The sequence below is a fragment of the Aeromonas sp. s1(2024) genome (assembly GCF_040908005.1).
In the GTDB taxonomy this organism is placed as follows: Bacteria; Pseudomonadota; Gammaproteobacteria; order Enterobacterales; family Aeromonadaceae; genus Aeromonas; species Aeromonas caviae.
The window spans coordinates 1-22,728 of record NZ_JBFOCW010000010.1 but is presented as its reverse complement, the minus strand read 5'-3'; the positions used below and the strand labels follow the sequence as shown (position 1 = coordinate 22,728).

The following is a 22,728-nucleotide window of genomic DNA, read 5'->3' as shown; positions in this document are numbered from 1 at the left end:
GGCTGGCCCCTTTCTTGTCTGGCCTGATATCCCGTTGCCCTCCCCCGAGCTCACTCCCCTTCGCCGAAAGACTCTTCCGGCAGCGGCTCCGCCGACTCACCCCGGGTGCAGTCGATGATGGAGCGCTTGGGATTGTTGGGGTCGCGCAGCAGCAGGGGTGCCATCCCCTCGTCATGCAGCCTCTCGTCGGAAAATTCGCTGCCATAGGCGTTATGTGTCAGCCTGCGGGCATTGGCGATGGGGGTATCCACGAAGAGGGCATGTACCTCGAAGGTGGAGGCTGGCACCAGGAAGCCGACGATGGGCAGGCCGTGCAGCTCCTGATGGACCTTGTACCAGGCAAAGCCCTCGCTCACCTTGTCAGGGGTATACATGGCGAGCTGCGGATTGGCCGGGCGCCCGGTCTCGATGTCGAGATGAAGGGTATCCAGCTCGCAGGTCGCCAGCCCCTGCCACATCTTCTCGAACGGGGTCGCGCAACCCGTCAGTTGCATGCATGTCAGCAGCGCCAACGTCCCTTTCCACATTCCCAACCCCTTATCCGATGTCCAGGATGTCAACCAAATGAGCGCAGTCGCTGCACCAGCAACTCGATGAAACCTACCCTGTCGAGCCCCAGCAGCACCAGGGCATTGGCCGGTTTGCCGGTCAGGTCGTAGCGATCCACCACCGTCATGCCCAGGGTATGGGTCCCGCCGGTTTCGATATCGACCCGGCACTCCACCCCGTGAAACAGGGAGGGCGCCAGCAGCCAGGCGATGGTACAGGGGTCATGGAGCGGCGCGCCAGCAAATCCCCACTTGGGATCCCGATGATAGATCATGAAAAAGTCGAGCAGCTGTGCCACGCACTGCGCCACCGGGTTGGGAATGGCGCGTACCCGCTCGATATCCTCGTCCATCACCTGGGCCTCGTGGGTCACGTCCAGCCCGCACATGGTGATGGGCAGCCCCGACTTGAAGACCATATCGGCCGCTTCGGGATCCACATAAATATTGAATTCCGCCGCGGGGGTCCAGTTGCCCGCACCGGCGGCGCCCCCCATCAGTACGATGCGGGCGATCTTCTGCTTGAGCTCGGGGTGGGCCGCCAGCAAGAGGGCAATGTTGGTGAGCGGCCCGGTCGGCACCAGGGTGACCGGCTCCGGGCTCTCGCGCAGACATCTTGCCATCAGTTCAAGGGCGCTCATCGCCCAGGGAGCAAAGGCGGGATCCGGCAGCTCTGGGCCGTCCAGCCCCGATTCGCCGTGGACGTTGTCGGCGATGATGAGCTCACGGGCCAGGGGCTTGGCTGCCCCCGCCGCCACCGGGATGTCGTCGCGGCCGAGCAGGGTCAGGATGCGCAGGGCATTGTTGAGGGTCTTGTCCGGGGTCTGGTTGCCCGCGCTGGTGGTGACCGCCAGCACCTTCAGCTCGGGGCTCGCCAGCGCCAGAATAAGGGCGATGGCATCATCGTGGCCGGGATCGCAATCGAGAATAACGGGCAACGCCATGGACAGACTCCTTACAACATGACAGGGAGCCATACCTTAGCAAGAGATGGCCAGATGAACTCAGGAGGGAGTCACAAAACGCCTCAACCAACGAGATCAAGTACTTGGCGACAGGCCTTGGGAGCGGACATCCAGATTCGCCGCGCCGCCATCGTTCGGGTATGATCCCTCCCCCTTCATCGTCCGGCTGCCCCATGTCCGTCATCGTCGACACCTTCATCGCCCCGCCCTGCGCCGCCACCATCGAGATCCTGTTTGAGGATGCGCATCTGCTGCTCATCAACAAGCCGAGCGGCCTGCTGAGCCTCTCGGGCAAGAACCCGCAGAACCTCGATTCGGTCCACTACCGGCTGGTACAGGATTACCCCGGCTGCACCCTGGTGCACCGCCTCGACTTTGGCACCTCGGGCGTCATGGTGGTGGCCAAAAACAAGAGCATCAACGCCCTGCTCTGCCACCAGTTCAGCCAGCGCACCGTGAGCAAGGCTTACGAGGCACTGCTCTGCGGCCATCTGGCGGTGGATGAGGGCGTCATCGACGCATCCATCGCCAAGGATCCGGCGCTGTTCCCGCTGATGAGCATCTGCGCCGCCAGCGGCAAACCCGCCCGCTCACGCTATCGGGTGATGGAGCGGCTCACCCTGGAGGGGGCAGGCCAGCCGGTGCCATTGACCCGGGTCAGGCTGGTACCGGAAACCGGGCGCACCCACCAGCTGCGCATCCACAGCCAGTGGCTGGGCCATCCCATCCTGGGATGCGATCTCTATGGCGGCCTGCTCCCGCCCGGCTGCGAACGGGCCCCCAGACTGATGCTGCACGCCAGTGAACTCGGTTTTGTGCACCCGGTGAGCGGCGAAGCGGTACAGATCCGCTGTGAGGCGCCCTTTGCGCAGGCACTGGCGGCCATGACGGGGCAACAGGGGTAACGAAGAAGGGGGAAAGCAGAGCCAGGAAGGTAAAAGGGGCAAACGGCGGATAAAGATAGGGGCCGCGCTTTCGCAACGGCCCCCACCCCCCACTCGGTGTGGTGCTATCAGATCAGCTTGCGGGCGGCGCCCAGCACGATCTTGATGGCATCAGATTCGGTTTTCGCCATGGTTTCGGCGTTCGGGATTTCCTGCTGGGTACGGTTCACGATGACACCGGCCACCATGCCCGCACGCAGGCCCTGGCTGGTACACATGGTCAGCAGGGTCGCGGACTCCATCTCGTAGTTCAGCACGCCCATGGCTTGCCACTCTTTCATGGAACCCTGGAAACGTTGTACCACGCGGCCGGATACGGTGTCGTAACGCTCCTGACCCGGGTAGAAGGTATCAGAAGAAGCAGTGACGCCCACATGCAGCTTGGAGCCCAGCTCCTTGGCGGTGTTCACCAGGGCGGTGGTGCAGTCGAAGTCGGCCACGGCCGGGAACTCCATCGGCGCGAAGTGCAGGCTGGCACCGTCGAGGCGCACGGAGCCGGTGGTGACGATCACGTCGCCCACGTTCAGGTGCGGCTGGATGGCGCCGGTGGTGCCGATGCGCAAGAAGGTACGGATACCCAGCTGGGCCAGCTCTTCCACCGCGATGGAGGTGGACGGGCCACCAATACCGGTGGAGCAGATGATCACGGCCTTGCCGTCCATCTCGCCGCGCCAGGTGGTGAATTCACGATGGCTGGCCAGGTGCACCGGGTTGTCCAACAGCTCTGCGATGCGCTTCACGCGCTCGGGGTCACCGGGGACGATCGCCAGGGTGGCGCCTTGCAGATCCGCTTTTTTCAAACCCAAGTGAAATACATCAGACATAGTGGACTCCTGGTTGCGCCCCGCCGCATGGCAGCCGAGTGCAGTTAAGGTGATTCTTTACGGTACTTTCAAGCCGGTGTCCCCTCATCCGGGGAGGCGCCAACTATGGTCGAAAGCGCTTTCCAATTCCTTGATGCGCCTCACACTTCTGCGCTTCAAAGCTGACAAAAATGGCGCGAAACGTTTGCTAAGATGATGAATTTCTTGAAAAACGTTTTTACGTTCCTTTTGCTCTCCCGTCCCTTGTCAAGCCTTGAGCGACCGTCCATTTAAAGAGCGCGATCGAGTCCACAAAGTTGCAAACGAGATACCATTGACCCCTTCTCATCCCCTCCGACGCTGTTATGTTGGCGCCCGCATACCACTTAATGGCTAATCATACGGAGTCCATCATGGCGACATTCAAGTTCTACATTCCCGCAATCAACCTGATGGGGGCGGGCTGCCTGCAGGAAGCTGCAGCGGATATCCAGGGACATGGCTATCGCAAGGCGCTCATCGTCACCGACAAGATCCTGGGCCAGATTGGCGTGGTGGGCCGGCTTGCCGCCCTCCTGGCCGAGCACGGCATCGGTGCCGTGGTGTTCGACGAGACCAGACCCAATCCCACTGTGGCCAACGTCGAGGCGGGTCTTGCGATAATCCGGGCCCACGGCTGCGACTGCGTCATTTCGCTCGGCGGCGGCTCACCCCACGACTGCGCCAAGGGCATCGCCCTGGTGGCCGCCAATGGGGGCAGCATCAAGGATTACGAGGGGGTGGATCGCTCCGCCAAGCCGCAGTTGCCGCTCATCGCCATCAATACCACCGCCGGCACCGCCTCCGAGATGACCCGTTTTTGCATCATTACCGACGAATCCCGTCAGGTGAAAATGGCCATCATCGACAAGCACGTCACGCCGCTGATGTCGGTCAACGATCCGGAACTGATGCTGGCCAAGCCCGCCGGCCTCACCGCCGCCACCGGCATGGATGCCCTGACCCACGCCATCGAGGCCTATGTCTCCACCGCCGCCACCCCGGTCACCGATGCCAGCGCCGTGATGGCCATCGCACTGATTGCCGAACACCTTCGCACCGCCGTGCATCAGGGGGAGGATCTCCATGCCCGTGAGCAGATGGCCTATGCCCAGTTCCTGGCCGGCATGGCCTTCAACAACGCAAGCCTGGGCTATGTGCACGCCATGGCTCATCAGCTCGGGGGCTTCTACGACCTGCCCCACGGGGTGTGCAATGCGGTGCTACTCCCCCATGTCCAGGCCTACAACGCCCGGGTGTGCGCCGGCCGGCTCAAGGATGTGGCCCGTCATATGGGGGTGGATGTGAGCGCCATGAGCGATGAGCAGGGTGCGGCGGCAGCCATTGACGCCATCCGGCAACTGGCTCGCGACGTCAAGATCCCCGCCGGTCTGGAGCAGCTCGGGGTCAGGGCCGACGACCTCGACGTGCTGGCCAACAATGCGCTCAAGGATGCCTGTGGTCTCACCAACCCCAGGCAGGCGACTCACGCGGAGATCGTCGCCATCTTCCGCGCCGCCATGTAAGGGGGCAAGATCTGCCAGGGCCGCCACGCGGCCCTTTTTATTGGCTGATGGATCAATGGCTTTTTACTTCCGCACGGGGAGTGGGTATGATTTGCCGAGCTAAAAAGACTGTATGGATGATCTGAACCCGATATGCGGATGAAACACCTGATTGCCGCGGCCCTGACCGCCCTCACCCTGTCCGGTTGCAGCCTGGTCTATCGCATCGATATTCCCCAGGGCAACTATGTGGAACAAAAGCAGGTCGACAAGCTGCGCCAGGGCATGACCCGCGAACAGGTCGAGTTCGTGCTGGGTTCTCCCATGTTGCGCGACAGCTTTGACCCCAACACCTGGTACTACCTCTATGAGTTCCAGCCCGGTCGGGGCGACAAGGAGCGCAAGGAGCTGACCCTCAACTTCGTGGGTGACAGACTGGCCACCGTGACCGGTGATTTCCCTCTCCCTGCCGCCTTCACCACACCGCTCTAGATGACATTACAAAACCGGCTTCTGCCGGTTTTGTTCTCTCTGGCCCCGGTGATGTCGCCGGGCCACACTCTGGATGCCTCATTGCCCCGAGGAGATCATCATGAGTCGATTCCTGATTGCCGGCGCCACCGGTCTGATTGGCAAAGCCTTGCTGCGCGAGCTGGGGACGGAACACGACCTCCTCCTGCTCTGCCGCAAACCGGGCGATCCCGCTCCGGGACGCACCTGGCTGCCCACCTCGTTCGACGCGCTGGACAGATTGACGCTGCCCTCCCCTGTGGACATTGCCTTCTGCTGCCTTGGCACCACCCGCAAGGATGCCGGCTCGGCCGAGGCATTTCGCCGGGTCGATCTCGACTATGTGCTGGCCTTTGCTGCGCTCGCCCGTCTCCACGGCTGCCGCCGCCTGCTGGTGGTCTCCAGTCTGGGCGCCAACCCGGGTTCCCCTGCCCTCTATCCCCGCACCAAGGGCGAGATGGAGCAGGCCCTGCTGGCCCAGGAGTGGCAGCGGCTCGTCATCCTGCGCCCGGCCATGCTGCTCGGCCATCGAGAACCTGCGCGCCGTTCGGAGCAGATCATCCAGGCCATCTATCCGCTGGTCAAGCCCCTGCTGCGCGGGTCGCTGCGCCGCTGGCGTGCCATCGAGGCCAGTCAGGTGGCGCACGCCATGGCGCGCCTTGCCATCCAGGAGAGCGGGATAGAGACGGTGGAAAACGAGCGCCTGCTCACCCTGTGATGCCCCGTGCCGGGCGAGACGATCACAAAGGGGCGCCACGGCGCCCCTTGTCACAACCCATCACCCGTCAGGTGCCGGCATCGTCTCGCTTGCGGTGCACATCGGGCCGCCCGCCGGTGACCACATCGGCACGCCCCTCTTCCTTGGCTTTTTCCGCACGCTTCTTGCGCATCTCCTTGGGATCGGCGATGAGAGGGCGGTAGATCTCGATGCGATCCCCCTCCTGCACCGACTCTGTGCCCTTCACCGGACGGCTGTAGATACCGAACTTGTTGACCGACAGGTCGATCTCCGGGTGCTTTTGCAGGATGCCGGACTGTTCGATGGCCGCCAGCACGCTGGTCTCGGGCGCGACCCGGATGCACAGCACCGTCTGCCGCTCGGGCAGGGCATAGGCCACTTCGATATTGAGGAGCTCAGACACCGTAAACCACCTTGGCACGATTGGAGAAGGCAAGCACCATGGAGCTCACCAGCTCGCGGAAGATCTGGCCAAAGGCCAGCTCAATGAGTTTGGAGGTGAACTCGAAGTCGAGATCGAACTCCACCTTGCAGGCATCCACGTCCAGGGGCGTGAAGGTCCACCATCCCGCCAGCTTGCTGAAAGGCCCCTCCACCAACTCCATCTTGATGGTGCGATTGGCATCGAGCTGGTTGCGCGTGGTAAAGGTCTTGGCGATACCCGCCTTGGCCACATCGACCGAGGCCATCATGTAGTCTTCACCTGACTCGTGAACACGGCTGCCGACACAGCCGGGCAGGAACTCAGGATAGGCATCAACATCATTGACCAGCCGGAACATCTGTTCCGCGCTGAACATCACCAGGGCACTGCGAGTAATACGGGGCATGGGTTTTCCTCATCCAATCGGCCCGATTTTATCACCTTGTCAGCCAAAATCACCGCCGAAACTGTTCGCGGGCCACCAAGCAGGGCAATCGCACACTTTCCGGCCAGTGTGACCTGCTCTCGCCCCGCCCTTCCCTCAAAATCGTCATCGAACTGCTCACAAAGCCGCCACTCGGAGCGCTGTGCGTTTTACAGCCGCCGCCACCCACGTATAATGCGCCTTCCTAAACATTGCCTAAGGCCCCCGTCATGAGCAAAAAGAACAGTAAAAACAAAGCCGGGTCCAGCACCATTGCACTCAACAGAACCGCCCGTCACGAGTACTTCATCGAAGAGCGCGTGGAAGCCGGCCTGTCCCTGCAAGGGTGGGAAGTGAAGTCCCTGCGGGCGGGCAAGGCCAACATCAGCGAAGCCTATGTCATCTTCATGCAGGGGGAAGCCTTCCTGTTCGGCTCCAGCTTCCTGCCGCTGAACGCCGCCTCCAGCCACGTGGTATGCGATCCGACCCGCACCCGCAAATTGCTGCTCAGTCGCCGTGAACTCGACAAGCTCGAGAGCCTGACCGCTCGTCAGGGCTACACCATAGTGCCGCTGGCCCTCTACTGGAAAGCGTGCTGGGTCAAGGTCGAGATCGGCCTGGTGAAGGGCAAGAAAGAACACGACAAGCGGGAAGACACCAAGGCCCGTGAATGGGATCGGGAAAAAGCCCGCATCATGAAGAACAAGCACCGCGGTTGATTGTGCGCCGCCGGCCCCCATGCGGCGACCAATAAACCAGCAATCGACCGGCCAAGGCCGGTCGATTGCCATCAACGCCTTGCCATGACAGGATTTTTGCGTACAATCCCTTTTGACAACTTGGGGCTGATTCTGGATTCGACAAGATTCACGAAACCCAAGGTGCATGCCGAGGTGCGGTAGGCCTCGTTAATAAACCGCAAAAAAATAGTCGCAAACGACGAAAACTACGCACTCGCAGCTTAATAACCTGCGCTGAGCCCTTCTCCCCTAGCTTGCCTGTGTCCTAGGGAAATGGAAGGTCATCCTTCACAGGATCGTGTGGAAGTCCTGCTCGGGGCGGAAGCATTAAAACCAATCGAGCTAGTCAATGCGTGGCGTGTCTCTCCGCAGCGTGTTGGCGAATGTAAAGAGTGACTAAGCATGTAGTACCGAGGATGTAGTAATTTTGGACGGGGGTTCAAATCCCCCCAGCTCCACCATTCCGACACTGAGACATTTTAGGAAGTTTATTCGCCCAAAATGCCTCACAAGTCTTTGTATGTATGGAAAGCAAGCACTTCCTTATAGGAAAGTTGGCTTGCTTTTTTTTTGGTCAGCTACTAGCATTTCTTTAAGCTGAGAGCTTTGAGGAAGATATGTGCTAGTAACGAGACTATACATAGAACCATCTGGCCAGAGAAATATGCTTCTGCTTGATAGTGAGTCAGGAGTGCCCGACTACTGGTCTACGCTATATGTCACAAACTCTCTCCGCGCACGCCACCTTCGTCTAGGTACGATTGAAAAGCATCTACAAGCACTTCAATCACTCTTCATGTGGGCTGAGCTTAGAGGTATCAATCTCATAGACAAAATAGCCAGTGGTAAAGCCTTCAACATTAATGATACTGACTCACTTACCTCAATTTTGAAGTTACGTGCAGACGAACTACCAAAACTCATTTCCAGCTTCTATACAAGTACAAGCGAAATACATGTGAAAACGAGCCAGGCGCGAAACATCTGGAAAAAGTTTGATGCTATACCACGGCAGGTCACCCCCGCCAATTTCAACGATAAAATCAAGTACATTGGGAAGTACGTTGAGTGGTTATCAAACATTCTTTCTGATTACCATAGTAAAAGCATAACAAGAGAACAGATTCGCACCGTTGGTTATGAATTTAAAACATACTTAGGGGACCAAAAAGTAGTAGTACCTAAGGATAATTTCGGTGCATCAAAGTCTCTTGGAAATGCCGAGATTCAGCGAATTCTAAACGTTGCAAACCCACTTTCACCTGAAAACCCATGGGATGGTGAGGCAACACGAATTCGTAATTTCACGATTATTTTAGTTTTACTTGATTCCGGCATGAGAAGTGGCGAGCTACTGAATTTAAAGATTACTGATGTAATTCGTAGCAAGAGCAAACAACATGGCTTGCGTATAGTTCAACGATCTGGCTCACTCAACGATCCTCGCAAGAAACAAAGACTTCCCAAGACTGTTCAACGTGAAGTTGCCATCAGTGATACGGCATTTAAAGCTCTGGACTACTACATCACAGAGATAAAGGCAAAAACACCAAATGGACAAAAAACAGAATACATTTTTGTCAGCCACAGTAACAGTAATCAAGGTAAACCATTACACAGTATTAATAGTGTTACAGAGGCTATACGTAACGTCACCTCGATTGATTTAACACCCCACGTACTTAGGCATACTGCAACCTGGAAGTATTGTGTTCGCATGAAAAAGAAAGGAAAGGAGTGGAAAGATTTTGTAGAGCTTCTCTTGCTCCAATTTGGATGGGCAAGTGAAAAGTCACCAACTGTACGCCTCTATGCACGTAAGTTTATCAAAGAAGAGCTTTTCGAACGCCAGATAAAACAGCAGGATGAGTATGAGCAAGAAGTGTCAAATATTATTTCCTTGCTGAATGAGGGATAACATGGTGAATAGAAATCGGAAGCATAGTGCCACACCACCCTCAAGAGATCGAGAAACCTATACGTCCAAGGATGGATTTGAGTTTGATATTTACTCGTCTCACTGGCAGTTAGATGCAAAATCATCATTTAATGTTGGATGGCTATCTGGATTACTACCACAAAAACAAGAAGAAGCTCTTAGACGAGCTTTTGCCAAACGAGCAAATTTATTATCCATAGCAACACTAAGAGCATCATCCTCTCGCTTTAAACAATTCTTAATAAATTTCACTGACATTAATAAAGGTATTTCCATCGATACACTTCTAAGATTTTACTCGTCAAGCGAACCAAAATCGATTAAATCAGACGTAAAGGTCATCCTTGAATGCTGTTTATTAGAGGGTTATGGATGGGCATTTGAATCAGGATTGGGTGATTATTTGTCACAGTTAGTTATAGGCGATAGAGGAAATAGATTTCAACATGAAAAGAATGAGGATACACGCGCGTTAACAGAGTACGAACGCAAGCAGTTTATCTACCAACTTGTACGAGCCCATTATACTGGGAATATATGCGCAAAAACGTATTTAATATTAAAACTTGTTTTTATTACAGGCAAGCGAGCAGAGCAATTAGCAAGTTCAAAGATCTGTGACTTTCAGCCTGGCACTATAAACTTAGATGGTACAACTAGGAAAGTCATGCTATATAACTGCCCTGTTGCGAAACAAAAATATCAGACATTTCGCGCTGAATTCAATGAAGTCCCTTTATCTTGGGAGCTAGATTTTGACAAAGATATCGCTACTGTTGCAAACATTTCTATAATGTCCGCTGAAAAAATATTAGGAAAAATCACCTCTGAACAAAAAAGACTTGTGCCTCTCTTCTGCATTGATAGGCCTACCAAGCTTGTCAGTACTGAGCTCGAAAAACTAGGCTGTGACATGTCGCTTAACAGCAAAATCCTACACTCTACCACCTACGTCAGACAATTGCTAAACGCAGCACTTGAAGATAGTTGCATATTCTCCATTACATCTGAACGTACAGGTAAGATACTTCATCTCACTGCAAGACGATTACGACACACTTACGCAACTAAGCAAGCAATGTCTGGAGCATCTATTGCAGAGGTAGCAAACTCTCTAGACCATGCTAGCTACAAGGCTGCCATGGCTTACGTTAATGCGCTACCCGTTTTGGCTATCAAAATTGGCGAACATCTAGAGACAACTCTTTCGGCTTTAGCTAAACGATTCGATAAAAACCAAGTGATCTCTGTTGACACTGAAAAGGTAATAAAACTCTACACAAAGCATAAGTCCCATGATGTTGGTCTATGTGGTAAAGAAGTCTTTTGTACCGAGGATTACCCTATAGCCTGTTATGAATGCGAATTGTTTATACCAAGTCCATTTGGAAATCACAAAGCAGTACTCAATTATGTGGAGGATAGAATTAAAGAGGCATGCGAATTTGGTGACTTTCGGGGAGTTGAAAATTGGCGAACTATTCAGATAGCTGTTTTAGAGCGCAAATTCATGGCAGATCAAGTACGCCTTAAAATGCTAAGTGAACTCCCTGAAGTTAAGGGAATACAGTATGAAGAGGAAAAATAGAATGAATATTATAGCCTATGTTAACAGGGAACAACTTGAAGGACGACAAGCAATAGAGAGACTCATCTCACACTATCGTAGGATGATGTCTGAACCAATAACTTGCCCATTTGATGCCGCTAAATCATGGGCATGGAACGAAAGTAGGTGGCACGGTGCGGGTCGATTCATAAAGCATGAATTTAAAGATGTTATCAAAAGCCTAAATCCTGACGATGTGTATCTTATCTCCAAAGAATCACGAGAGCTAATTCAGTCTCTTATATTACATATGTATATCATGAAAGGTGGTATTTCAAGAGCTGCGGTTAATTCTATACTTTCAGATTACCTTGCACTTGAACATGTTCTCAGAGAGCGCTCATTAAATAACGAAGCTGATGTCACAAGCATATCATTAATTGATCTCAACAATACGTTACAGAAGAACATGAGTTCTCTTTTTGAAAATCTAAAACCTATTGTAGAGTGCTTTGGATCACTAGGCATTATTAAATCCCAGAGTGTTCTACAATGGATAAATCCAAGAGTAAAAGTACGCAACAAGATGTCGAGTGATAGCTACAAGGAAAAACTAATAGATGAAAACAGCTATAAGCTTCCCGATTACGAAGCAGTAATGGCAGTAGCAGATTACTTTCGTAATCAACCTTGGTTATCACATGGTGAAAATCCCTCTGAATTGGACAGTGATTTCAAAAACGTCATAGTATCATCTTCTCTAACGATCTTAATGATGGTTCCTGCTCGTTCTCAAGATCTATTCGAACAACTTTCAGTTAATTGTCTTGTGACAGCAAAAGTAGATGACACCGTAGTTTATGGTATTACGTGGTATGCAAAAAAAACTGATATGGATCACTGGAAATTAGTCCCATCGACAGTAAATGGCGAGTTTGAACATGCCATCATTGAGGCTATTGAACGTATTAAGCATGTAACAGAACCAGCCCGACAAGTATTTAAGTCTTGGGATGAACAGTGTCCAGAATATAATCCATTAGCATACCAACATGCACTAAGAAGTGGGTGGATTCCAGCAGACTTTCCAATTTACTCAAAACAAAATAAAGTTCGTTACTCTGACGCATTAATGGTAATGCTCAAGCATCAAACCCATCAGAGTAGAGATACCGTAGAAAATTGTGCAATAAAAATTAACAAATCCCACTTTAGAGATTGGTTGCGTTCCAAAGAAGTAAAAAGTGCGTCTTCAGGAGCAAATATATATCTACGTAGCTTTTTTGAAAGAATAGGTTATGAGCATCTAAACTTAAATCCAGATGACTATAATACACATGCTTACCGACATATGGTCAACACTGCGGCAAGATTAGGTGGGATGGGTGAGTTTCAATTAAACTGGTGGAGCCATCGTCAAGAAATGGGGTCTGTGTATGACCATCGAACAGCTGAACAAAAAAGAATAATGGTATCCACAGGTGGCAACTTTGAAGCAATGGAGCTAACACCACAACAGCGTCTTGATCGAATTAACCACCAGATACCTATGACACGGAAAAACCTTGGTCTCAAATTTGAATTAGTAGCTCAGGGTACTGGTGGATTCACATTCAAAACACCGCTAGGTATGTGTACACACAATTACTGTGAATCACCCTGTATTAGAACATGTAACTGCATTGAGTGCCCTGAAAACCTTCACTGTAAGGGTGATAAGAGAACACTTAAAAGACTGATAGAGGAACTCAACGATGTCAGCGATAAAATAGCCTTAGCTGCATCTGAATGCGACTCATTCGGACTGAAACGCTTGCAGATTCGTCATGAGATCATTGATGGATTGGTAAAAATATTAGGGGATGATTCACCGCTCGAAGATGGTGCACTTGTTATGCTGGCTTACGAGCAAGCCCCAAAATCAGGGTTGATATATCAAGCACAAGAACTAGCAAGACAAATTGAGAACGGTAATAAGTTAACAACAATAAAACATACAGAAGCAATTAGGCACCTTGGTTTATCAAGAATACTACCAAAGCTTGAGGCCATAGAAAGCAAAAAAAATATCCTAGCTGAAATAAAGTTCAATGAATTTCTATCAGATTATAGTGAGGATGAAGAATGAGGTTGAAAGAAGAACACATAGATTACTTACTCCATTTGATTGACACTTGGAGTATAGAACAAGGAACTCTCTCAACACCTAAGCTACTTAATAGGCTAAAATCAAAATATGGTGATGCACCATCAGATAGAGCAATTCGAAATTTCCCACGAATAACTAACCGAATACAAGAACGAAAACTTGAACTGAAAACTGGCATTTCTGCATCGGCTAAAAAGCCTAGCTCACTAAGTCATGCAGCAAAACGTATCGAAGAATTGGAAAGTAAAATACGTCGACTAGAGCGTGAAAATAACGCTTTGTTACATCGCTTTGTCTTATGGCAGAAAAATGCAACGGATCGTGGAATGAGCGAAGCTGAACTGAATAGAGCTTTACCTGTTAGCCAAGAGACGATCAATTCTCGGGGGCGATGAGAATGGCTAAATCAAACATTTCACGAGCAAAAGACATAGCAAATAGCATTCGTGTATGGATTGCAGAACGTGACACTAAGCTTGATTTTTATAACTGGATACAGACAGCTGGCCCTAAAGCATTCAAAGGTGTAAAGCGTAAAGAATTAGCACGACTCCTTGGTGTCAGCACATCAACTCTTAATGTTAATGAAGCATCTGCTGAATTGAGGAACGCCGAGTATCGTTGGGTATCTGCCTACCACACACGGAATGAAGCAGAAGCTAAAAATGTAAAAGATAACCTACCTAGTAAAGTCGGCTATGTAAGACGAGCAAAATCTAAAATAAATAAGTTAGAAGACGATATTGCCGTACTGAAGATGGAGAACCGTCTTCTGCGGTCTCTTTTACAAAAATATGAAACCGATGATGAATTGCAACTTGATAAAGTGCCTAAACCTCCAGAGGGTAATTGATTAGATCATCTTCATTATTTTTACAGTTCCAGTTATAACTGGACACAAATATCTTAATTTACGCTACTTTCTTGCACACTGCCATTTGTATCAATTTCAGAGCCTATTCAACGTGCTGTAGGGTACGGCCCTTCCATCATCCAGCATAATGGTCAGTCCGCTTCTACACATCCTCTAAAGTTCAATGAGCTCGCCTGGTTAGGAAGTAATCGATATCCCCTGTGCAACCAAGCAACCTGTCGAGACAGCCATTGCTTACATAGGTCTGATGATTGCGTAGAACTGCTGACTGCCATCGCTGATTACCACCACTTCTTAAGCTGGTCATCAAAGTGGCTATCTCTCCTTGCCTTGTTCATTAACTCCCTTTTCTCTTGTTCATTCAAACTAACCAAATTATTTGAAACTACATTAAAAAACAGTTCAGGATGAAGAATGTAGTTTGTTGAATCAAGAAACTCTTGATTTACACAAAGTGATAGGTACTCCAACCGTTCTACGAAGCACTTGTAAACTGAGCCACTTTTATCGTTATTTTTTCTAGCTTTGTCCGCAAGAACCTCTATCTCTCGCGTCAAGAATGAGTTAACCAGCTCAGCCTGGGCAGGAACATTTGTACACAAGGTTTTAAATGAATCGACCCACCACCGCTTAAATGGTAAAGAGGAAAATGCACAACTACCGCCAAGCCAATGTGATCGATAGCCAATATCTAATCTACGAGTCGCCTCGTTTGAAGACAAAGGGAAAAATTTTTCAATACTAACGAGTCGTGAGCTGAGCCTGAAGCCTGATGTCCCCTCTGCCTCATATACCTCACCAATGTTGTAGCTGCCGATATGGTGGTATAGAACCGTACCAAAGGGGGCGCTGCGTTGGTCTTCTACTAACTGGTATAAAGCAAAAGATCTACAATCTCCCAGATCCCACCCAACCTTTAAATCTTCACACAGGCTAGCATTAGTAGAAAACGTACTATTAAATTCATTTATGATTTCGGAATACGTATCCATATGTCCCCCTACCTTAACTCACGTAATTAGCTATCATAAGCCTGCCTTGACCTTGATGGTAACCTTGCACTGGTCATCCTTAATCCCATAACCAGTACATCCCCAAAAGTCACCATACTGACCATTACGGATTTTCATTGGTCGTCCGCACTCAGGGCATATTTTAATCTTGCAACCACAAAGAGAATTATTGCAAACACTCTCATTCCTTGTGTCAATTGAGGGTGAGTGGCATTTCTCACACACTCTAGCCTTTCCTACAGGACAGCCAAAACCTGTGCTACAAGCATAGAATTCACTATACGGCCCCTTGACCAATCTTAGATAGCCATCTGTACAGTATGGGCACTTGAATTTTTTTTTGGATTCCTCACTGAATGCTTTTGAAACTACATTTATCTTGTATTTTGGTGAGAGTAACTCCGTCACAAAATCGGATGGTGCTGTAGGATTGGCAATAATGTAGACTTTCTTCCTTGCTCGGGTAATGCCTACATACAGGAGACGCCTTTCCTCAGAATGAGGATATGGGTCTAGAGATGGCAGCAGGGCTTCAACTATAAGGTTGTCTTTATTTTCATTAGGGAATCCCATCTTTCCTTGAAAGAAACCAATCAAAATTCCATAGTCTGCCTCTAACCCCTTAGATTTATGGAAGCTCCAGAAGTTAACATTGCGTAAACTATTAGTCTGTTTTAATGCGCTCTTAGCCTCATTTAAAAGATAGTTATAACGAGCAATAACGGCGATGCTTCCAGTCGCATCATTCTCTCTAATCTTTTGAACAACCTCAGCGACTCTTTTATTCAAACCTCCTTTTTCTGGGGATTTGTCATCAAGCAGATAAATCTGTGAATCATCAACCACAGTATGCGTTTCTATATACTTTTTATACTGTTCAGGATTTTCCATAATGAACTGACCAGCAGTATCGGCAATGCTATTGTTATAGCGGAAAGTCTTTTGTAGTTTCGTAAGCGTGTAGCTACCAACGATTTCACCAAAGCGAGTTGTTAGCTCTAACTTTCCACCATTAAATCGATAAATTGACTGCCAATCATCACCAACGACAGTTAGTGATGGCTGTGGTCCATTTTTAATGATGGTCTGAATGAACTCCATTCGAGCTGTTGATATATCCTGGAACTCATCAACCAGTATGTATCGCCATTCAGGAATATATTTTCCAGCATTTACCTCTTGAATCGCTCTGATTATCATGTAATCAAAGTCAATTGCATTTTGTTCTCTGAGCTCACTGATATATGCATGATGAAGCAAATCCAAGATTTCTGAGAGCTTCTTGGAGTGATGCACCCCAGTAGCATCGAACCTAATCTGTATGGACTCTTTCGTGAGGCGTTCAACTCGAATGGATTGAAGGGCTTTTTTCAAAAGCTCACCCCAGCCTGTGATATGACCCATATCACGCAGCTTGCTGAACAGTTCATCAGGAGATAATGGATTAAGAATAACACTATTATCTAACAGCTTTTCCTTGAGGCTTTCCAGTAAGACACCCTCTATCCATTCATAATGGAATGTCTCAATTAAAACAGTTTCACATTCATTATGCAGCATTCTTTTATTATTGATGGACTGATTATAAGAAACACTATCTATATCAGGTCTGGTTTTTCCATTACGATCTATACCAAAATGTTCAATATAAAGTTCAGGCTCTATTATTTTAAAGTCTGGGCGATAGTCAAAACCAATATCGATGCGACGTTTGGTGACATATGGAGGCTCATACTTATATTCAACACCGTTCTCATAAAGAAAATTTGCTATAAGGAGTTCCTGGTAACCCTTAACGAGATCACCGTTGAGGGTTCTGAATTCGTTGTCCCTGATATACGCTTCATATTTTGATTTTGACTCAAAATCAAAAGGGTTAACGGGTTCTGGGAACAAATTTATAAAGTCATAAATTCTATCGATATCCGATGACAAATATTCTTCAAGCCATGAGGTGACCCATACTTTTAGCTTTACGTCATCATCAGTAAAAACAGATATGTTGGTATCAACATTTGAATTACGTAGAATCATTCTGCCTAATGCATGGAAAGTAGCTATGTGTGGAGCTGATTCTAGCTCGATATTAGACGTCTTAGCTTTATCTGCAAGGCGTTCACGTAGTTCTTTAGCGGCGGTATTATTATACGCAAGAACCAATATTTCCGATGGCTTTGCTAATTCTCGGTCGATTAGATCAAGAGTTTTAGCAACCATGACTGATGTTTTCCCCGTGCCAGCAGCGGCAAGCACCATATTCCTATCATTGGAGCGTAATACGCCCAAACGCTGCTCATTAGTTAATGGATTTGATTCGACAACATCAAAGAATCCTTTTCTTTTTATAAGTTGTAGTTTTTCGTGTCGATCTCGTAGAGATTCAATGTTAATAGGGTGATATGAAATAACATTTTTAACCTTCGTTATCAGATCAGGTTTTAAATACCTTTCCCATTGCTCGTTCTGAGCCTGATAGTCGAAGCTCAATGATGCACATATCTGGGTAAGGTGGCTTACCCAAGAGTCCCTTGGGTACTCGTCAAAAGCAAGACGATTAAACTCGGTAACTTTCTGCTCTATTGTTGTTGTAATATGTTTTGCTATTAAAATATTTAGCGACTCAACGAAGCTATCTGAATCAGCACATCTAATAAATTTATGTTTTTTAGTCTTACTTCCAATCTTGTAGGTAAGTATCCCGCCTAGAAATTTTCGTTCAAAAGTTGCAAAACTCCTGAAATCGGATGCAGAGTCATTTTCTAATATATTATCTTTTTTTGAGGATACTAAATTATCTCCCTGCACAATAATAGTATCTGAGCCGAGGATTTTTCCAATGAAATTAAATGATAGCTTGGCTATGGAATCATTCATTAACAACTCTCTAATTAATGCGTCTTGCGACTTATTTCATAGCCCACAAGTTGTGGTGCCAAATGAGTGATATCGTAACAGATTACATGAGTGGTTTGGTCACAAACCTGTGAGCAGAGAAAACTAGATGAGAGGGCGATCACACTGAGCTACATCTAAGTTGTGCTTTGGGTACGTAAAACCAACTGACAGCACCTTCCCTAGAGAAGCCGGGCGATTCATGCTGCATGAACCGAATCTCTATCTGAGCAGGCCAAAAATAGGGTATGTCCTGATCCAGTCATCCAGCTTTCCCCAAGCGCTCTTCAATAGGTTTATTACTAATTTGTAATTTTTGTGACAGCTTCATGTAATGACTCAGAGTTTATAGTTAGTCACGTAACTTGAGTCATAATTAAATGAGGTGGTTTATGAATATTAAAATTGGTGCATTAATGGCATGTACGCTGGTCGTCGGAAGCTTCTCCGCTTTTGCTCAGGCTCCGGTGCCTTATAACGTTCGTGCTGGGCACAACATTATATATATGGATTGGAGTGCCAACGCACTTAGTACCGACACTGTGAGTGTATCTACCCTGGATGACACTAAACTGGGTACTGTAATGGCTACTCCTGGGAAGACAAAGCAACTGCAACTCCCCATGGGCAAAAGTATCAACACAGTCAAAGTCAGCTACAACGGTGATGTCCATGTGATTGCACTTCAGCATGGAATGGGTAGTGGGCGAAACAGATAAAGCAAATAAAATCATGCGCTTAACGTAAGTTTGGCGCATTTTTTTCTACGCATTGAGAAAAATGACAGTATTGTAATTGTACATTGATTTCTATAATGAGCATCATCACACATCACAGCTGTGATGAAATGGAGGCGCTTATGAATGATGTTCATAGTAAAAATGGATTTAATCCTTCTATCTCAAGAAGAAAGTTTGTTAAAGGGATTGCTGCTGGCGGAGTTGTGGCATCGATTCCTATGTCAATTAACGCTAAAGAAGAACTGCCGCAAAAGGTTTACAGCTCAGTTTTAAGTGGAACAGTAATCGATCTGGTAGTTGAAGAAGTTGTTGTCAACTTTACTGGAAGTACAAGAATTGCCACGGTTGTCAATCGCTCCATACCCGCACCGACATTACGCTTAAAGGAAGGCGATGAGGTTACTCTTCGTGTTACCAATAAGCTCAGTGAGCCTACCTCTATTCATTGGCATGGTATAATACTCCCATTTGAAATGGATGGCGTACCTGGTATTAGTTTCAATGGTATTAAACCAGGAGAGACATTCACATATAAATTCACGTTGGAACAGTCCGGTACATATTGGTATCACTCTCACTCTGGTTCTCAAGAACAGACGGGAATGTATGGCGCTTTAATTATAGAGCCAAAAGAAGGCGAGATTATATCAGCCGATAGAGATTATGTTGTTCTCTTGTCAGACTGGACAGATGAGCACCCGATGCGAATTTTATCAAAATTGAAATCGCAAAGTGATTACTATAATTTTAATCAGCCTACAGCTATCGACTTCATTAACGATGTCAGCAACAGTGGATTAAAGGTTGCCTTCACCAAACGCCAGATGTGGAATGAAATGAGAATGAATTCTACAGATTTGGCTGACTTATCCTCTGCAACTTTAACCTATTTAATGAACGGAACAACCCCTAATGGAAATTGGACTGGTGTCTTCAATAAAGGTGAGAAAATCAGACTTAGATTTATAAATGGTGCTGGAGGGTCTTTTTACGATGTCAGAATTCCAGGCATAAAAATGACGGTTGTACAAACCGATGGTGTTGATATTGAACCTATAGACGTAGATGAGTTTCGTTTCGGCCCTGGTGAAACTTACGATGTCATTGTTCAACCCATCGATAACGCCCATACGATTTTCGCACAGTCGATGGATCGTACTGGTTTTGCCCGAGGTACGTTGTCGACGGCGATTGGCCTTTCAGCTCCGATTCCTACTGTAGACAAACCTGAGCCTCTTTCAATGGAAGATATGATGGGCTCCATGGACGGAATGGATCACGGCTCCATGGCAGGTATGGATCATGGCTCAATGCCTGGTATGGCATCAGGTGCAATGCCAGCGATGGATCATAGCTCTATGGCAGGTATGGATCATGGCTCAATGCCTGGCATGGCATCGGGGGCAATGCCAGCGATGGATCATAGCTCTATGGCAGGTATGGATCATGGCTCAATGCCTGGCATGGCATCGGGGGCAATGCCAACGATGGATCATAGCTCCATGGCTGGTATGGATCATGGTTCTATGGCTGGTATGAGTAATGCTACACCGCCAAGCAAGGTTAGGCATGCCAGTACAGAGTTTGGGCCCAGTGTTGATGCGAGGGTAGATACACCAAGACGCAATCTGAATGACCCTGGTGTAGGGCTACGTAATAATGGGAGAAGAGTGCTTACGTTAGCAGACCTGAAAACTAAAGGTGGGCCCATAGATCCAAGACCAGCAGAACGCGAAATTGAACTTCATTTGACTGGAAATATGGAACGCTATACATGGTCGTTTGATGGCGTTGAGTTCGGTAAATCAACACCAATTCATTTTAATTATGGAGAAAGAGTTAGAATTACTCTCCACAATGACACCATGATGACCCATCCCATGCATTTACATGGTATGTGGAGTGAACTTGAGAATGAAGATGGCTCCTTTTTGGCAAGAAAGCACACAATACCTGTGCAGCCAGCACAACGAATTAGTTTTCTTGTGACCGCTGATGCCATTGGCCGTTGGGCTTGGCACTGTCATATTATGTTCCATATGGATGCTGGAATGTTCCGTGAAGTAGTGGTTTCTTGAGGAAATAAATAATGCTAATTCAAAGTATAGTAAAAAATGGAATATGGTTGATCAGCCTTGGGTTATTTGCTTCTCTTTCTTTTTCTGAGGAGTCAAAAGATGCTGTTAGCGGCTATCACCCTGATTTAACCGCATCTGAGGATAGCGAACAAAGAAGCCCTGATGAATATTCTGATGGACTCACACTTAGTTCAGGCCCAAGCCTTTTTGAAGGCAGAGAGCAGCTTTCCTTAGCAGATGAACATACCTTTTCTTCTCTGTTAATTGACAGGCTTGAATATTCAAATGGACGAGAGGAAAATTATGCTTCCTACAAAGCCCTTGCTTGGGTAGGGAAAGACTATCAAAAAATATGGTTTAAATCTGAAGGTGAATATAAAAATTCATTACAGGATACAGAAAACCAAGTTCTTTATGGGTATGCTACATCTGCATACTGGGACATCCTTTTTGGAGCAAGATATGATACATATCAATCTAGAAGCGATAAAGGATGGCTTGCCCTTGGCCTACAAGGACTAGCGCCATATTGGTTTGAGGTTGACTCATCTTTATTTATAGATCAGCATGGTCTAATGCTTTTAAGCCTAGAGGCGGAATATGACCTCTTACTTACTCAGAAATTGATACTACAGCCCCAAGCTGCAATGAATATTTACAGTAAAGATAATGATGATATGTCTGTTGGGCGAGGTATCTCTGACATCAGCACTGGCTTGCGGTTACGTTATGAAATAAGTAGGCAGTTTGCTCCTTACATAGGCGTTGAATGGAAAACTCTCGCTGGCAATACATACGATCTAGCAAAAGATCATGGGGAGAGTACATCTGATACGAGATTTATTGCAGGTGCCAGATTCTGGTTCTGATTACATAAGGAAGGTAATGTATGAAATTCAAAATGATTACTGCTGCTGTGATAGTAATTTCTACCGGTGTGATGGCTTCTGAGCAAGGTCATGACATGAACTCAATGAAGAATGGCATGAACCATGACATGAGTTCAATGAAGGGGAATCCAGCTCCAATGGGGCATGACATGGGGAGTATGGCTGGTTCCCCTGGTGTTGCCAAAGATGTGTCTAGAACCATTGATGTATCTATGGATGACACCATGCGGTTTACACCGAAAACGATATCAGTCAAACAAGGTGAAACAATCCGATTCTTTATAAAGAATAATGGAAAACTACCACATGAGTTCGTTCTCGGAACGACCTCAGAGCTCAAAGAGCATGCGGGAATGATGCAACAAATGCAAGGTATGCAGATGAAACATAGCATGCCAAACATGATCTCTCTTGCACCCAGTCAGAAGAGTGCAGTGCTATGGAAATTTGATAAAGCAGGTACAGTATCATTTGCTTGTCTTGTACCTGGGCATATGGAGGCTGGAATGCTTGGTGAAGTGGTAGTGAAATAATCCACTTTTCAAACAAAAAAAGAGGGGGCTCCCCTCTTTTTTTATTTGATTTTTTTGTGTTTTTAGTTAAAAAGTTTTGCCAATATCACAGTTTGATGATCTGCTGACACAAAAAGATCTAAATACCAATTAATGCTCGGCAGTATAACTATACTTAATATTAAGTAAAAAATACCGCATCACTCAGATAGTGTGACTTATTGGGTGAGTGAGTACAGGACGTGGTGCTGAGAGAAAATGAGTTGTCTACAGCATCTAATATTAATTGGAGGGATGTCAATGAATTCACATCACGAGCATAACCAATCTGATGAACCAGGTTTCTGGCGCTCTAGGGAAAGTGCGAACAAGTATCCCAAGAACAAAAAATGAAAATTTTAGTCATTTAATATCAATGGGTTACCAGTAAATGCTCTCGTGCCATATGACT

The 22,728-nt window shown here is 47.9% G+C and carries 21 protein-coding genes and 1 other RNA gene; 15 read left to right on the top strand and 7 right to left on the bottom strand.

Features of this window, described 5'->3' with window-relative positions:
- Positions 1–50: 50 nt before the first annotated feature.
- Entirely contained in the window at positions 51–527 is a 477-nt protein-coding gene (locus AB5Y70_RS02600; protein ID WP_029314217.1) for a hypothetical protein, read from the bottom strand.
- Positions 528–556: 29 nt separating this feature from the next.
- The gene (gene rihA, locus AB5Y70_RS02595) at positions 557–1,492 is read right to left on the bottom strand and encodes a pyrimidine-specific ribonucleoside hydrolase RihA (protein WP_043154549.1); all 936 of its coding nucleotides are present in this window, start codon (positions 1,490–1,492) and stop codon (positions 557–559) included.
- 161 nt (positions 1,493–1,653) lie between these two features.
- Between rihA and AB5Y70_RS02590 the strand changes: the two genes are divergently transcribed.
- Positions 1,654–2,418 (top strand): RluA family pseudouridine synthase, encoded by a 765-nt coding sequence (locus tag AB5Y70_RS02590; protein WP_043154547.1) that lies wholly within the window; start codon positions 1,654–1,656, stop codon positions 2,416–2,418.
- Positions 2,419–2,525: 107 nt separating this feature from the next.
- Here AB5Y70_RS02590 and udp read toward each other — a convergent pair whose 3' ends face one another.
- Entirely contained in the window at positions 2,526–3,281 is a 756-nt protein-coding gene (gene udp / locus AB5Y70_RS02585; RefSeq protein ID WP_010674037.1) for a uridine phosphorylase, read from the bottom strand.
- A 392-nt stretch (positions 3,282–3,673) separates the two neighbouring features.
- Here udp and yiaY point away from each other — a divergent pair, with 392 nt between their 5' ends.
- From yiaY to AB5Y70_RS02570, 3 genes are all read left to right on the top strand, one after another.
- Positions 3,674–4,825: an L-threonine dehydrogenase gene (yiaY, locus tag AB5Y70_RS02580; RefSeq protein WP_043154545.1), complete on the top strand. Its 1,152-nt coding sequence runs from the start codon at positions 3,674–3,676 to the stop codon at positions 4,823–4,825.
- A 132-nt stretch (positions 4,826–4,957) separates the two neighbouring features.
- Positions 4,958–5,296, top strand: a complete 339-nt coding sequence (locus AB5Y70_RS02575) for an outer membrane protein assembly factor BamE (protein ID WP_029314185.1) — start codon at positions 4,958–4,960, stop codon at positions 5,294–5,296.
- A 100-nt stretch (positions 5,297–5,396) separates the two neighbouring features.
- Entirely contained in the window at positions 5,397–6,032 is a 636-nt protein-coding gene (locus AB5Y70_RS02570) for an NAD-dependent epimerase/dehydratase family protein (RefSeq protein WP_043154542.1), read from the top strand.
- A gap of 67 nt (positions 6,033–6,099) precedes the next feature.
- On the opposite strand, the gene AB5Y70_RS02565 is transcribed toward AB5Y70_RS02570, so the two are convergent.
- Both AB5Y70_RS02565 and AB5Y70_RS02560 read right to left on the bottom strand, forming a co-directional pair.
- Positions 6,100–6,456 carry an RnfH family protein gene (locus AB5Y70_RS02565; protein ID WP_039039886.1) on the bottom strand — a complete coding sequence of 119 codons (357 nt, stop codon included), beginning with the start codon at positions 6,454–6,456 and terminating at the stop codon, positions 6,100–6,102.
- Complete coding sequence (locus tag AB5Y70_RS02560) at positions 6,449–6,883, bottom strand: SRPBCC family protein (RefSeq protein ID WP_010673974.1); 435 nt, start codon at positions 6,881–6,883, stop codon at positions 6,449–6,451. Before AB5Y70_RS02560 ends, AB5Y70_RS02565 begins: the two co-directional genes overlap by 8 nt.
- Positions 6,884–7,131: 248 nt before the next feature.
- Here AB5Y70_RS02560 and smpB point away from each other — a divergent pair, with 248 nt between their 5' ends.
- The 7 genes from smpB to AB5Y70_RS02525 all read left to right on the top strand — a co-directional run bounded on the left by smpB (position 7,132) and on the right by AB5Y70_RS02525 (position 14,131).
- Positions 7,132–7,620, top strand: a complete 489-nt coding sequence (gene smpB / locus AB5Y70_RS02555) for an SsrA-binding protein SmpB (protein ID WP_010673973.1) — start codon at positions 7,132–7,134, stop codon at positions 7,618–7,620.
- A gap of 122 nt (positions 7,621–7,742) precedes the next feature.
- Positions 7,743–8,102: a transfer-messenger RNA gene (gene ssrA, locus AB5Y70_RS02550) on the top strand.
- A 230-nt stretch (positions 8,103–8,332) separates the two neighbouring features.
- Complete coding sequence (locus AB5Y70_RS02545; protein WP_319895382.1) at positions 8,333–9,559, top strand: site-specific integrase; 1,227 nt, start codon at positions 8,333–8,335, stop codon at positions 9,557–9,559.
- A gap of 1 nt (position 9,560) precedes the next feature.
- Positions 9,561–11,168: a tyrosine-type recombinase/integrase gene (locus AB5Y70_RS02540; RefSeq protein WP_319895384.1), complete on the top strand. Its 1,608-nt coding sequence runs from the start codon at positions 9,561–9,563 to the stop codon at positions 11,166–11,168.
- A gap of 1 nt (position 11,169) precedes the next feature.
- Positions 11,170–13,257, top strand: coding sequence for a hypothetical protein (locus tag AB5Y70_RS02535; RefSeq protein ID WP_319895385.1), 2,088 nt, complete (start codon positions 11,170–11,172; stop codon positions 13,255–13,257).
- Positions 13,254–13,673: a hypothetical protein gene (locus AB5Y70_RS02530; RefSeq protein WP_124813053.1), complete on the top strand. Its 420-nt coding sequence runs from the start codon at positions 13,254–13,256 to the stop codon at positions 13,671–13,673. Before AB5Y70_RS02535 ends, AB5Y70_RS02530 begins: the two co-directional genes overlap by 4 nt.
- A gap of 2 nt (positions 13,674–13,675) precedes the next feature.
- Entirely contained in the window at positions 13,676–14,131 is a 456-nt protein-coding gene (locus AB5Y70_RS02525) for a hypothetical protein (RefSeq protein ID WP_260750577.1), read from the top strand.
- A gap of 302 nt (positions 14,132–14,433) precedes the next feature.
- On the opposite strand, the gene AB5Y70_RS02520 is transcribed toward AB5Y70_RS02525, so the two are convergent.
- Positions 14,434–15,144 (bottom strand): hypothetical protein, encoded by a 711-nt coding sequence (locus AB5Y70_RS02520; RefSeq protein ID WP_368175921.1) that lies wholly within the window; start codon positions 15,142–15,144, stop codon positions 14,434–14,436.
- A gap of 33 nt (positions 15,145–15,177) precedes the next feature.
- The gene (locus tag AB5Y70_RS02515) at positions 15,178–18,039 is read right to left on the bottom strand and encodes a UvrD-helicase domain-containing protein (RefSeq protein ID WP_319895391.1); all 2,862 of its coding nucleotides are present in this window, start codon (positions 18,037–18,039) and stop codon (positions 15,178–15,180) included.
- Positions 18,040–18,449: 410 nt separating this feature from the next.
- Between AB5Y70_RS02515 and AB5Y70_RS02510 the strand changes: the two genes are divergently transcribed.
- The 4 genes from AB5Y70_RS02510 to AB5Y70_RS02495 all read left to right on the top strand — a co-directional run bounded on the left by AB5Y70_RS02510 (position 18,450) and on the right by AB5Y70_RS02495 (position 22,298).
- On the top strand, positions 18,450–18,776 hold the full coding sequence (locus AB5Y70_RS02510; protein WP_017778717.1) for a hypothetical protein: 327 nt from the start codon (positions 18,450–18,452) through the stop codon (positions 18,774–18,776).
- A gap of 140 nt (positions 18,777–18,916) precedes the next feature.
- A complete protein-coding gene (locus AB5Y70_RS02505) occupies positions 18,917–20,875 on the top strand; it encodes a copper resistance system multicopper oxidase (protein WP_080989874.1) in 1,959 nt (652 codons plus the stop codon).
- A gap of 11 nt (positions 20,876–20,886) precedes the next feature.
- Positions 20,887–21,744 carry a copper resistance protein B gene (locus AB5Y70_RS02500; RefSeq protein WP_319895515.1) on the top strand — a complete coding sequence of 286 codons (858 nt, stop codon included), beginning with the start codon at positions 20,887–20,889 and terminating at the stop codon, positions 21,742–21,744.
- Between the two features lie 20 nt (positions 21,745–21,764).
- Positions 21,765–22,298 carry a cupredoxin family protein gene (locus tag AB5Y70_RS02495; protein ID WP_005303871.1) on the top strand — a complete coding sequence of 178 codons (534 nt, stop codon included), beginning with the start codon at positions 21,765–21,767 and terminating at the stop codon, positions 22,296–22,298.
- Positions 22,299–22,728: the final 430 nt, after the last annotated feature.